The following is a 12,425-nucleotide window of genomic DNA, read 5'->3' on the forward strand; positions in this document are numbered from 1 at the left end:
TCAGACCCGGTGATAGGGGCCGCCCGACAGGATGGTTGCAGCCCGGTACAGTTGCTCGGCCAGCATCACACGGACCAGCATATGGGGCCAGACCATCGACCCGAATGAGATGGAAAAATCGGCCTCGGCCCGCAGATTAGGGTCTATTCCGTCCGCGCCGCCGATGATCAACGCCAAATCCTGCCGTCCGGCATCGCGCCAGCCGCCCAGTTTCTTGGCAAAATCAGGCGAAGACATCACCCGGCCGCGTTCATCCAGCGTGCAGATCACCGCACCTTTGGGCAGTGCTTTGCGCAGCAGGGTGGCCTCAGCCCCCATACCCGCGTTTTTCTTGTCTTCAACCTCGATCACTCGCGCAGGACCAAGGCCCAGCGCGCGGCCGGTCCGGTCAAAGCGGGTCAGGTAATCGTCAAGCAGGGATTTCTCCGGTCCGGCGCGCAATCGCCCGACCGCAACTATGCTGATACGCATATTTCTCTCGCCTCCGGCCTGTTAATGCAGGCCGGGATGGCGCCTCAGTTCGCCGAGGCGCTGCCGCCCTGAGGCAGCCACATCTTTTCCAGCTGATAGAATTCACGCACTTCGGGGCGGAAGATATGGACGATCACGTCGCCCGTATCGATCAGCACCCAGTCGCCGGCATCCTTGCCTTCGACCTTCGAGGTGAAACCGAATTCCTGCTTGATGCGATCCGTCAGCTTTTCCGCCATTGCCGAGACCTGACGGGTCGAGCGACCCGAGGCAATCACCATGTGATCCGCAACAGAAGACTTACCTTGCAGATTGATCTGCACGACGTCTTCGGCCTTGTCATCGGAAAGTGAGGAAAGGATTCGTTCAAGCAGCTTGTCGCTGATTGACTGAGAGTGGGCCATTACACTGGCCCCGTCATCGGCGGGCAAACCCGCCTGTGTATGTAGAGACAGGACATAGTCCTCCTTTGCTGCGCGCCGCCAAACCCCGGCGCCGGGGTATTATTAAGGTAACAAGGGGATTGCAACATTTCAATGAAACGCAGCGAAAGCGCCCGCACAACGGCTCACTCTTTGGCGATCTGTTGCTGCTCTGCGCCGTCCGGCAGCAACCGAACTTCGCGCTGCGGGAAGGGGATCGAGATGCCTTCATCCTTAAATGCGTCCCATAGTGCAAGATAGACATTGCCGCGGATATTGGTCAGGCCCTTGGTCGGGTCGCTGATCCAGAACCTCAGAACATAGTCTACGCTACTGTCTCCGAACCCGGTGATGTGGCAGACCGGCTCGTGCGAGCCTCCGCTGAGGACCCGGGTCACCGCTTTGACCGCTTTGATCGCTGTCGCGCGCACCTGATGCGGGTCGTCGTCATAGCTGGTGCCAAAATCCAGATCCAGCCGCACGAATTTGTCGGAATGGGACCAGTTCACCACCTGATTGGTAATCAGGTCCTCGTTCGGAATCAGGTATTCGCGCCCATCCCGCGTGACGACCGAGACATAGCGCGCGCCCAGCGCATTGATCCAACCGAAGGTATCGCCCAGAGAGATCACGTCACCGGGTTTGATCGACCGGTCCATCAGGATGATGATCCCCGAAATCAGGTTCGACACCACCTTTTGCAGCCCAAACCCGATACCCACACCAATCGCACCGGACAACAGCGCAATACCCGTCAGGTCAAAGCCCAGTGTGCGAATGGCCACCATGAAAACCGCGCCATACAGCAGCACCTGAATGCCCTTGGCCAGAAGCACCTGCATCGAAGGGGTGATGTCGTCATTGTTCATCAACCCCCGCTCGGCAGCGCGGGTCCCGACACGGGCCAGTGTCAGCAGGATGCCAATCAGCAGAACCGCCTTGAGAATCCCCAACGCCGAGATGTGCAGATCACCGATCGAGATCGCCACCCCGTCCAGAAACTCGGCCACATCATCGGTCAGATTCAGCGCAACCAGCGTTGCATAGACCCACATCGCCCATTTGAAGATCCGCCGCAGGGTGCGGTTGCGCACCAGCCGCGCCACCAATGCAATGGCCAGCCACGCCAGGGCCAGAGTCGCCACGACTCCGATGATATAACTGCGCGAGGGCCATGTGATGTGCTGCATCAGCAGGTACAGCGCCCAGGACATAACCACGAAATAAACCAGCGTCAGGCGCTGCATCAGTTGCACCAAAGTCCGCAGCCGCCATTTCGGCCAACCGGTGCGAGATCGCGCCCAGGCGTCCCACCGACCCTGAGTCACCAGTTTCAGGACATAAGCTAGCGCCCACATGGCAAGAATGATGACCAATTGATGCTGCCGCCAGCCCGGCGTCACGATCAGCTCGACAAGGTTTTCGAATTGCACGGAAAAGCCCGCGACCATGTTGTCATAAAGGTCCGACAGCGAGCTGGGGATCAGGTCCTGGTTCATACGGTCAGCTTGAACAGCGTTGCCGCGGGATGCAAGCCCGACCCCGTATTGAACCTTGATTGACGGCAAACCCCGATATATCTGGAGCGCATGAGACTCAATGTGGCCCAACTTCAGAATCTGGAAGACCGCGCGCGCCTGCGTGAACGGTTCTTTGGGGCTGCCCGCACGGTTCTGGCGCGCCTACGCGCGGCCTAAGCCACCTCGCCAGCTATTTCTCATTTACACACGGGAGAGGACCGATGTCCCCCAAAACACTCTATGACAAGATCTGGGATGCCCATGTCGCGCACGAAGCCGATGATGGCACCTGCCTGCTTTATATTGACCGCCACTTGGTCCACGAAGTGACCAGCCCGCAGGCGTTCGAAGGCCTGCGCATGGCCGGTCGCAAGGTGCGCGCGCCGGAAAAGACCATCGCCGTGCCGGACCATAACGTTCCGACCACGCCGGATCGTGCGAACGGGATCGAGAACCCGGAATCGCGCATTCAGGTCGAAGCGCTGGACAAGAACGCCAAGGATTTCGGCATTCACTATTACCCAGTGCACGATGTGCGTCAGGGCATCGTCCATATCGTCGGCCCCGAACAGGGCTGGACCCTGCCCGGCATGACCGTTGTTTGCGGCGACAGCCACACCGCCACCCACGGCGCGTTTGGTGCGCTGGCCCATGGCATTGGCACTTCTGAGGTCGAACACGTTCTGGCCACCCAGACTCTGATCCAGAAGAAATCCAAGAACATGAAGGTGGAAATCACCGGCAAATTGCAGCCGGGCGTGACCGCCAAGGATATCACTCTGGCCGTTATCGGTGAGACTGGCACCGCCGGCGGAACCGGCTATGTCATCGAATATTGCGGCGAAGCGATCCGCGATCTGTCGATGGAAGGCCGCATGACCGTCTGCAACATGGCCATCGAAGGCGGCGCACGCGCTGGCCTGATTGCCCCGGACGAAACCACCTTTGAATATGTCAAAGGCCGCCCCCATGCGCCGAAAGGCGCGCAATGGGAAGCGGCGATGGACTGGTGGAAGACGCTCTTCACCGATGAAGGCGCGCATTTCGACAAGGTCATCACCCTGCGTGGCGAAGACATCGCGCCTGTCGTCACCTGGGGCACCAGCCCCGAAGACGTGCTGCCGATCACTGCAACTGTTCCGAACCCTGAAGATTTCGAAGGCGGCAAAGTCGACGCGGCCCGCCGGTCGATCGAATACATGGGTCTGGAAGCTGGTCAAAAGCTGAGTGATGTCGAAATCGATACCGTCTTTATCGGGTCCTGCACCAACGGCCGGATCGAAGACCTGCGAGCCGCCGCCGAAATCCTCAAGGGCAAAAAGATCAAAGACGGCATGCGCGCCATGGTCGTGCCCGGCTCTGGTCTGGTCCGCGCTCAGGCCGAAGAAGAAGGACTGGCCGACATCTTCAAAGAGGCCGGTTTCGAATGGCGTCTGGCGGGATGCTCGATGTGTCTGGCGATGAACCCTGACCAGTTGCAACCGGGCGAGCGCTGTGCCGCGACCTCGAACCGCAACTTCGAAGGGCGTCAAGGCCGTGGCGGACGCACCCACCTGCTGAGCCCGGCAATGGCTGCCGCAGCGGCACTCACAGGGCGGCTGACAGACGTCCGTGAATTGATGTAAGGTCTCCTCATATCTAGATATTTGAGGGATTGAAAACATGAGTGACTGGATCAAATGGCTCCTGCTGGGGCTTCTGTCCATAGCGTTTGGTATCTTCATACTGGGCGCGCCTGTTGTGGCGTCGATTGCCGTGACGGTGGTGACCGGGGTGTTGCTGCTGATTTCCGGCGTGCTGCAAATTGTGGGTGGCTTTACTGTTGAAGGCACCGGCAACAAGATCCTGTCACTCATCATGGGTGTGGTGATGCTGTTTCTTGGGTGGTCCTTTTGGGCGCACCCGCTTGAGGGCACGCTGACACTGGCGACGGTTGTGTTGATCCTGTTCTTTGCAGGCGGCATCGCCCGGGTGATCCTGTCGTTCCAGATGCGCGGAACACAGTTTTTCTGGGCAACGTTGATCTCGGGCCTGATGTCGATTGTTCTGGCGATCATGATCTGGCGCTTTGCCAGCGTGGATCCGACCGTGATGGCGCAGTTGCTGGGCATCCTGTTGGGCATCGAGATGATCTTCAACGGACTCGGCCTTGTCTTCATGGCGTTCTACGTCAAGGACGCACCCAAAGACGAAACTACGGAAGCAAAACAAGCTTAAACGCGGGGCATGGGGTCGGCCCTCTCCCGCAGGAGTGTGAACATGGAAAAGTTTGACAAAGTCCACGGGGTGGCCGCCCCCATGCCGCTGATCAATATCGACACCGATATGATCATCCCCAAAGTGCACCTGAAAACCATCAAACGGTCCGGCCTTGGCGTCGTGCTGTTTGACGAGATGCGGTATCACGATGACGGGCAGGAGAACGAAGAGTTCGTCCTGAACAAACCCGCCTATCGCGAGGCCGAGATTCTGGTGGCCGGTGACAACTTTGGCTGTGGCTCGTCGCGCGAACACGCGCCGTGGGCGATCAAGGATTTTGGCATCAAGGTTGTGATCTCGACCAGCTTTGCCGACATCTTCTTCAACAACTGCTTCAAGAACGGCATCCTGCCTATCGTGGTTGAAGAAGAACATCACGCGGTTCTGATGGAAGACGCGCATAAAGGCGAAAACGCCCGCATGACCGTGCATCTGGAAGATCAGCAGATCACCACCTCGGATGGCGTGGTCATCGAGTTCGACATCGACCCGCACCGCAAGCACTGCCTGCTGAACGGTCTGGACGATATCGGCCTGACGATGGAAAAAGACCATCATATCGACAAGTTCGAAGAGCACGCAGGTCAAGCCCGTCCCTGGGTCTGATTCTGAGACCGAATCTGTGGATACTCAACTTTTTGGGGTCGCCAGGGCGGCCCCAATCGCATTCTTGGGGTTGTAAATTTAATAACCACAACATCTAGGTATCATATTGAGATACACGTCGGATTTGCGTCAAAATTGATGCAATCCCGCACCAGTTGCGCCATCTTTTTGCCCGAAATGGCGTGTTTTCTGCACCTCGGCTTGAGCGAAATGCCGCTTATCTCCAATGTGAACGAGATTAAGGCATCCGTCAGAAAACATACGCGGCGGGCTCAAGTTGGAATTAAGTCGGCATAGAATCGGCTACTCCGGTTTGGAAAGGGTTCGGATAGTGATTGCGCGCACAACAGGGGCGGCGATTCGGGGAATTTTAGTGGCATTGATGGTGCTGACCCCCGCGTTGTACCTGCCCGTATCGTCAACGAATGGTACCGAGATTGTCGTCTTTCTCGCCATTCTCGCGTTTTTCCTGACCTTTGCTGAATATAACTCGGCTTTTCCCAGCTTTATTGAATTCCGTGACGCGCCGCCGGTGAACCGTTTGCGATTTGTCGGGTTGATGACAATGGTCACGTTCCTGACGCTGATCTGCAAAAACGTCTATGCGCCGACCGATCTGACGGCGGCGGCGTTTGCGGTTGGCCGGGGCGTCGCCAATGTGGTCGATTTCCCGTATTCGCCGGTCCGCCTGATCGTGCTCATGCTGCCTGCGGATGCCAGCGCAGCGCTGATCGAGCTGGTGCGCATTTCCGCCAGCGTCGCCTATGTTGCCGCATTGGTCACAGTGGGCAGCTTTTACTATGCGGTGAAACTGCGCGGATGGCCCACAGGTAATGGCGCGTTTAACGTCTGGACCAACCTGCCCCTGTTCGATCCGACCAAGGGCGGAGACGTCGTGACCCGCCTGCAACGGGACGGTCGACTGAACATCTCGATCGGGGTGTTGCTGCCATTCCTGATCCCTGCCGTCATTAAGTTGCTGACTGACTACGCCAGCCCGATCTCGCTGACCAACCCTCAGACCCTGATCTGGACCATGAGCGCCTGGGCCTTCCTGCCCGCCAGCATGATCATGCGCGGCATGGCGACACTGCGCATCGCCAACCTGATCGTTGAAAAGCGCCGCGCCTATTCCACAGCCGAGTCCACTCAGGCCGCATGATCCGCGCCCTTCTACTGTTGCTGTTGCCGGTGATGGCACAGGCAGAGACAGTGCGTATTGCCACCTACAACACCGAACTGGGCCGCGACGGACCGGGCCTGTTGTTGCGGGACATCCGCCGTGGCGATTCACAGGTGAAAGCAGTTATCGAGGTAATGGTCGCGGCGCGGCCGGATATCGTCTCATTGCAAGGTGTCGACTGGGATATGGACGGCCTGGCCCTGTTGGCACTGGCAGACCAACTGCGCCGGGCCGGGCTGGACTACCCTTATCATTTTGCAGCCCAGCCCAATACCGGGCTTGAGACATCGCTGGACCTGAACGGAGACGGTCGCACCCATGGCCCGGCAGATGCGCAAGGTTGGGGTCGCTTCACCGGACACGGCGGGCTGGCATTGTTGTCTCGCTATCCCATTCTCGCCGACCAAGTGCAGGACTTCACCGACCTTCTGTGGCGCGACTTGCCGGGTGCGAAATTGCCGACCACCGAGGATGGCCCGTTCCCCTCGGAAGAGGCCCAGCGCATTCAGCGCCTCTCTGCCGTCGCCCATTGGATCGTTCCGGTTGAAACGCCTCTCGGCCGGTTGGAAGTGATGACTTTTCACGCCGCCCCCCCGGTCTTTGACGGCCCCGAGGACCGCAATGGCTTGCGTAACCGAGATGAGGTTCGCCTCTGGTCTGTAGTTCTGGACGGCAAACTGGGACGCAGGCCCAGCGGCCCTTTCGTTATCGCCGGGGATGCCAATCTGGACCCGGATCAGGGTGAGGGTCGCAAAGAGGCCATTCAGGCCCTTCTGGAGGACCCCCGCCTGCAAGACTCGCGCCCGAGTGACGCCATGGGCGCGTTGACCACAGTCGAATGGAAGGCGGTTGGCGAAATGCGCGTGGATTACGTGCTGCCCTCGGCCGACCTTCGGGTGACAGGGGCGGGCGTTCTCTGGCCGGAAAAAGATACGCCCCTGCGCACGGCAGCAGAGCAGGCCAGCAGGCACCGGCTGGTCTGGGTCGATGTGACCACACCGGATACACCTTTGAATTGACCTATTCGGGATTCATGGGGAATTGCCGCGACGCACACAACGTGTATTCATATCTGAATGGACAAATCTCTCACCCATGCGGACTGGTCACTGATCCAAAGTTTTTTGGCAGTGGCCGAAACCGGCTCACTGTCGGCGGCGGCGCGGCAGCTGGATCGCAGCCAGCCGACGCTGGGCCGCCATATCCACGCGCTGGAGGAGGAACTGGGCGTGTCCCTCTTTGACCGCCATGCACGTGGCCTGAAGCTGAGCGAGGTGGGTGCAGAGCTGCTGCCGATGGCAAAACAGATGCACGGGGCCATGACCGCGTTCAGCCTGACCGCAGCCGGGCAGGCACAGCAATTGGAAGGGTCAGTGCGCATCACCGCCTCGGTCTTTGCCTCTCACCACCTGTTACCACCGATTCTGGCCCAGATCCGGGCGCAGGAACCAGCCATTCAGCTGGAACTGGTGGCAACCGATACCATCGAAAATCTGCTGTACCGCGAGGCCGACATAGCCGTGCGTGGAAACCGCCCCGAGCAGATGGACCTGATCTCGCGCTATTTGGGGGATATCGAACTGTGCTTCTGCGCCGCCCGTTCCTATCTGGATCGCGCCGGGCGACCGGAAAAGCCCGAAGACCTGTTCACCCATGATCTGGTCGGGTTTGACGCCAATGAGCAGATAATCACCCGGATGCGCGCCCGTGGCTGGCCTGCCAGCAAGGACAGCTTTGCCACCAGATGCGATCTGCAAAGCGCCTATTGGCAGTTGGTGCGCGCAGGGTGTGGCATCGGCTTTACGCAGGTTCAGGTGGCGCAGGCCGACCCGGATATCGAGATTGTGCTGCCCGATCTTGAGGTATTGGCGCTGCCAATATGGCTGGCCGCGCCGCAAGCCATGCGCCAGACCCCGCGTAATCGCAGGGTCTGGGATTTGCTGGCCGCCGGGCTGAAAGCCAGCCTCTAGCGATTACACCGCGCCGGTATAGGTGCCGCGCGGCGGATAGCCGTTGTCCAACGCATATTTGATCCCACCGTGGATATCCGCCGTCGATGGGCGGGCAAAGGGTGTGGTCTGTTGCCAGGCGAAATACAGCGTCCGGTCGGGTGCGATATAGAAATGCCCCGGCTCGGCAAACAGTTGCGCCTCGGCCGTGCCTTCGCGCCCCTGCGACAGATGCAGGCCCCAGTCTTCGCGCGCAGCCGCCAGCGGCAGGCTGTGCCCCACGCGCAACCGGGTCGTCCCTGCCTTTTCCACGGTTTCGGCCGCGCGGTCGGCAGTGTCCGTGCTCAGCATGATGACCTCGACACCGATGGCTGCGAAATCGTCCAGCGCGGCCTCGACCTCTTTCATTTGGCGAATGCAGATGGGGCAGTGCAATCCGCGATATTGAATGACCAGCGTGCCATTTTCGCCTTTGTCAGCCTCAAGATCAAAGGTTCCATGGCCAACGGTTTCGATTTTCAGGCCTGGGACGGGATTTCCCGGTATCAACATGTGTTTTCCTCGTGATTCTGCCGGATCGTCTCATTGACCCGATGCGGCGCAGACGCTAGGGCGTGTGCGACAAAACGCAAGGAGACTGTCCATGTCCAACCCCTCGCTCCTCATCCTGCCCGGAGACGGAATTGGCCCGGAAGTTATGGCCGAAGTGCGCAGAATCATCGACTGGTTCGGCGACAAACGCGGCCTTCACTTTGACGTGAGCGAGGATCTGGTCGGCGGTGCGGCCTATGACGCCCACGGCAAACCCCTGTCGGATGAGACCATGGCCAAGGCGCAAGAGGTGGACGCAGTTCTGCTGGGCGCGGTTGGTGGTCCGAAATACGACGATCTGGATTTCAGCCTCAAGCCCGAGCGCGGCCTGCTGCGTCTGCGCAAAGAAATGGACCTGTATTCCAACCTGCGTCCTGCCCAGTGCTTTGACGCGCTGGCTGACTTCTCGTCGCTGAAGAAAGACATCGTGGCTGGCCTCGACATCATGATCGTGCGCGAGCTGACCTCAGGCGTCTATTTCGGCGAGCCGCGCGGTATCTTCGAGGAAGGCAATGAGCGCGTCGGCATCAACACCCAGCGTTACACTGAATCCGAGATCGAACGCGCCGCGCGCTCGGCCTTTGAACTGGCGATGCGTCGGAACAAAAAACTGTGCTCGATGGAAAAAGCCAATGTGATGGAGTCGGGCATCCTGTGGCGCGAGGTTGTGAACCGTGTCGCTGCCGATTACCCCGAGGTCGAGCTGAGCCATATGTATGCCGACAACGGCGCGATGCAGCTGGTGCGTGCGCCGAAACAGTTCGATGTGATCCTGACCGACAACCTGTTCGGCGACATCCTGTCCGACTGTGCTGCGATGCTGACCGGCTCGCTGGGTATGTTGCCCTCGGCCTCTTTGGGCGCGCCGATGGCCAATGGTCGCCCCAAGGCGATGTACGAGCCGGTACATGGCTCGGCCCCGGACATCGCGGGTGAAGGCAAGGCCAACCCGATCGCTTGCATCCTCAGCTTCGCCATGGCGCTGCGCTACAGCTTTGATCAGGGCGATGAAGCCGACCGTCTGGAAGCCGCGATCGAGAAAGTGCTGGCCGATGGCGTGCGCACCGGCGATTTGCTGGCGGATGAGGGCGTGACCCCGGTCTCGACCACTGAGATGGGCAATGCCATTCTGGCAGCGCTGGACAGCAGCCTCTGATCAGGCTTAAACTCGAATTGAAAAGGCGGTGCCGCGTGCGCCGCCTTTTTCTTTTGCGCCTCAGTTACCGAAGATGTTCTTGAACAGGTTGTTGATGGCCTCTTCAAAGCCACGCCCCTGACGGCGGCGCTGTTGTTGGGGCTGGGCCGTTCGAACGGGGGGATCGGGGGCAACCATCGGCAGCGGCGTGGGCGTCATGCCTTCGGTCACGCGCAGCATGGTTTCCTTCCAGATTTCGGCTGGCAACCCGCCCCCGGTGACACCGGACAGCGGGGTGTTGTCGTCATACCCCATCCAAACCCCGGTCACGTAATCCGCCGTAAACCCGATGAACCACGCATCCCGTGCCGCCTGCGTGGTACCGGTCTTGCCCGCCACCTGCCATCCGGGCAGCTGCGCTCGTCCTCCGGTACCTTCCGAGACCACGCGCTCCATCATCCAGGTCAGTTGCTTAGCGGCCTTGTCGTTGATCACACGCTCGCCAATACCCGTGGATTTGACCATCACCGGTGCTTCGTCGCCCAGCAGCTTCAACTCGGACAGACCGTAGGGTTCCACCGATGAGCCACCGTTAAGAATACCAGCATAGGCACCGGTCATCTCGATCAACGTGCTTTCCGACGCGCCCAGCGCCAGCGCAGGGCCTTGGGCCAGGTCGCTTTCAATGCCAAAGCCACTGGCCACCGTGCGAACATTGTCGAGCCCAGCAACCTCGGCCACTTTAACCGCCGGGATATTCAGCGAGTTCTTCAGCGCATCGGCCAGCGTGACCCGGCCATAGTATTTGTTGGTGTAGTTCTTGGGGCACCATTGGCCAGAGCCGGGAATGTTGATGCAATAGGGTTCATCCACCACCGTATCCAGCGGTGAATAGCCTAACTCCAAAGCCGTGGCGTATACGAAAGGCTTGAAGGACGACCCAGTCTGCCGCAGCGCCTGCGTGGCCCGGTTGAACGCACCGGACACCCGGGTTTTTCGCCCGCCGACCATGCCCCGCACAGCGCCATCCGCCGACATCACGACGATTGCGGCTTGAGCTTCTGAGCCTTGGCGCACTTTCTCCTGAAAGATGTATTTCAACGCTTCCTCGGCAGATGTTTGGATACGCTGATCCAGCGTGGTCTTGATCACGACGTCATCTTTGGAGTCGGTGCCGAAAAAGCTGGGCAGTTCCGTGATCACCCAATCGGCGAAATACCCACCTGCGCGCGCCGCTGCTGCGTCGGACAGTTGCGCCGGGTTGTTGCGCGCCTGACTGGCCTGCGCGGTGGTCAGGTAATCCTGCGCTTCCATCAGCCCGATCACCAGCCGCGCCCGCTCCTGCGAGCGTTGCAGGTTGTTGGTGGGGGCATAACGCGTCGGGGCAACCAGAAGGCCGGCCAGCATCGCAGACTGTGCCGGGTTCACCTCGGCAGCAGAGATGCCGAAATAGCGCTGGCTCGCGGCCTCAAACCCGCGCGCGCCCGCGCCCAGAAAGGCCCGGTTCAGATAGATCGTCAGAATCTCGTCCTTGGAGTATTTGACCTCCATCGCAATCGCATAAACCGCTTCCTTAGCCTTGCGCCACAACGAGCCCTGGCGGCAATCGGATTCATATGCGGCCTCGGATTCCCACTCACTGGGGACATACGGCACGCCAAGGCACAGCAGCTTGGCGGTTTGTTGCGTAATGGTCGAACCGCCGTGACCCGACAGCGGCCCGCGCCCCTCGCTCAGGTTGATGCGCACAGCGCTGGCGACGCCGCGTGGGCTGACCCCGAAATGGCGATAGAATCGCTTGTCCTCAGTAGCGACAACGGCGTTCTTCAGATGCGGTGAGACTGTATCAGCCGTAATCACCCCGCCGAACTGGTCCCCGCGCCAGGCAAAGACCTTGCCGTTGCGATCCAGCAACGTGACCGAACCGCGCGCGCGACCATCCAACAGCGCATCCACATCGGGCAACGAGGTGTAGACAACACCCACCGCCAGCGCCAGCAGCATCGCGGCCACTGCGCCCACGCGCCAAGTTATGCCCCAAAATACGCGCCAGACCCACCGGAAGAGGCGGCGGAAAAACCCGCCTCCATTGCCGCCGGATTTACGGCGTGTCTTCTTCCGCGTGATTTTGCGGGTCGTCGTCTTGCGCGCCGCCGCCTTCTTGCCCGCTGGCTTGGCAGCACGCTTGGCCGCCGTGGGCTTGCGCCCCTTCGACGGGTATCTTTTGTCCGCAACAAGCGGGGCCTTTCGGCGCCTGGACTCAGTCATGCTCAAACTCTGCCCGGTTCT

At 60.0% G+C, this 12,425-nt stretch carries 13 protein-coding genes; 8 read left to right on the forward strand and 5 right to left on the reverse strand.

Features of this window, described 5'->3' with window-relative positions; translation table 11 throughout:
• From rlmH to ACOQOY_RS10635, 3 genes are all read right to left on the reverse strand, one after another.
• Nucleotides 1-471 carry a 23S rRNA (pseudouridine(1915)-N(3))-methyltransferase RlmH gene (gene rlmH / locus ACOQOY_RS10625; protein ID WP_420585400.1) on the reverse strand — a complete coding sequence of 157 codons (471 nt, stop codon included), beginning with the start codon at nt 469-471 and terminating at the stop codon, nt 1-3.
• Nucleotides 472-515: 44 nt separating this feature from the next.
• Nucleotides 516-875, reverse strand: coding sequence for a ribosome silencing factor (gene rsfS, locus ACOQOY_RS10630; protein WP_058276550.1), 360 nt, complete (start codon nt 873-875; stop codon nt 516-518).
• A gap of 164 nt (nt 876-1,039) precedes the next feature.
• On the reverse strand, nt 1,040-2,392 hold the full coding sequence (locus ACOQOY_RS10635; RefSeq protein ID WP_420585401.1) for a mechanosensitive ion channel family protein: 1,353 nt from the start codon (nt 2,390-2,392) through the stop codon (nt 1,040-1,042).
• Between the two features lie 102 nt (nt 2,393-2,494).
• Between ACOQOY_RS10635 and ACOQOY_RS10640 the strand changes: the two genes are divergently transcribed.
• The 7 genes from ACOQOY_RS10640 to ACOQOY_RS10670 all read left to right on the forward strand — a co-directional run bounded on the left by ACOQOY_RS10640 (nt 2,495) and on the right by ACOQOY_RS10670 (nt 8,431).
• Nucleotides 2,495-2,590 carry an isopropylmalate isomerase gene (locus tag ACOQOY_RS10640; RefSeq protein WP_420585402.1) on the forward strand — a complete coding sequence of 32 codons (96 nt, stop codon included), beginning with the start codon at nt 2,495-2,497 and terminating at the stop codon, nt 2,588-2,590.
• Between the two features lie 44 nt (nt 2,591-2,634).
• Complete coding sequence (gene leuC / locus ACOQOY_RS10645) at nt 2,635-4,038, forward strand: 3-isopropylmalate dehydratase large subunit (protein WP_420585403.1); 1,404 nt, start codon at nt 2,635-2,637, stop codon at nt 4,036-4,038.
• A 37-nt stretch (nt 4,039-4,075) separates the two neighbouring features.
• Entirely contained in the window at nt 4,076-4,630 is a 555-nt protein-coding gene (locus ACOQOY_RS10650; RefSeq protein ID WP_420585404.1) for an HdeD family acid-resistance protein, read from the forward strand.
• A 42-nt stretch (nt 4,631-4,672) separates the two neighbouring features.
• Complete coding sequence (gene leuD, locus ACOQOY_RS10655) at nt 4,673-5,278, forward strand: 3-isopropylmalate dehydratase small subunit (protein WP_420585405.1); 606 nt, start codon at nt 4,673-4,675, stop codon at nt 5,276-5,278.
• Between the two features lie 382 nt (nt 5,279-5,660).
• Nucleotides 5,661-6,440, forward strand: a complete 780-nt coding sequence (locus ACOQOY_RS10660) for a hypothetical protein (protein ID WP_420587235.1) — start codon at nt 5,661-5,663, stop codon at nt 6,438-6,440.
• Nucleotides 6,437-7,480 carry an endonuclease/exonuclease/phosphatase family protein gene (locus ACOQOY_RS10665; protein ID WP_420585406.1) on the forward strand — a complete coding sequence of 348 codons (1,044 nt, stop codon included), beginning with the start codon at nt 6,437-6,439 and terminating at the stop codon, nt 7,478-7,480. Before ACOQOY_RS10660 ends, ACOQOY_RS10665 begins: the two co-directional genes overlap by 4 nt.
• Nucleotides 7,481-7,537: 57 nt before the next feature.
• Nucleotides 7,538-8,431 carry a LysR family transcriptional regulator gene (locus ACOQOY_RS10670; protein ID WP_420585407.1) on the forward strand — a complete coding sequence of 298 codons (894 nt, stop codon included), beginning with the start codon at nt 7,538-7,540 and terminating at the stop codon, nt 8,429-8,431.
• Between the two features lie 3 nt (nt 8,432-8,434).
• On the opposite strand, the gene ACOQOY_RS10675 is transcribed toward ACOQOY_RS10670, so the two are convergent.
• The gene (locus ACOQOY_RS10675) at nt 8,435-8,962 is read right to left on the reverse strand and encodes a redoxin domain-containing protein (protein WP_420585408.1); all 528 of its coding nucleotides are present in this window, start codon (nt 8,960-8,962) and stop codon (nt 8,435-8,437) included.
• Between the two features lie 91 nt (nt 8,963-9,053).
• Here ACOQOY_RS10675 and leuB point away from each other — a divergent pair, with 91 nt between their 5' ends.
• A complete protein-coding gene (gene leuB, locus ACOQOY_RS10680) occupies nt 9,054-10,157 on the forward strand; it encodes a 3-isopropylmalate dehydrogenase (RefSeq protein WP_420585409.1) in 1,104 nt (367 codons plus the stop codon).
• Nucleotides 10,158-10,217: 60 nt separating this feature from the next.
• Here the strand turns inward: leuB and ACOQOY_RS10685 are convergent, their stop codons facing one another.
• The gene (locus ACOQOY_RS10685; RefSeq protein ID WP_420585410.1) at nt 10,218-12,404 is read right to left on the reverse strand and encodes a transglycosylase domain-containing protein; all 2,187 of its coding nucleotides are present in this window, start codon (nt 12,402-12,404) and stop codon (nt 10,218-10,220) included.
• Nucleotides 12,405-12,425: the final 21 nt, after the last annotated feature.

The organism is Ruegeria sp. (assembly GCF_965221235.1).
GTDB lineage: Bacteria > Pseudomonadota > Alphaproteobacteria > Rhodobacterales > Rhodobacteraceae > Ruegeria.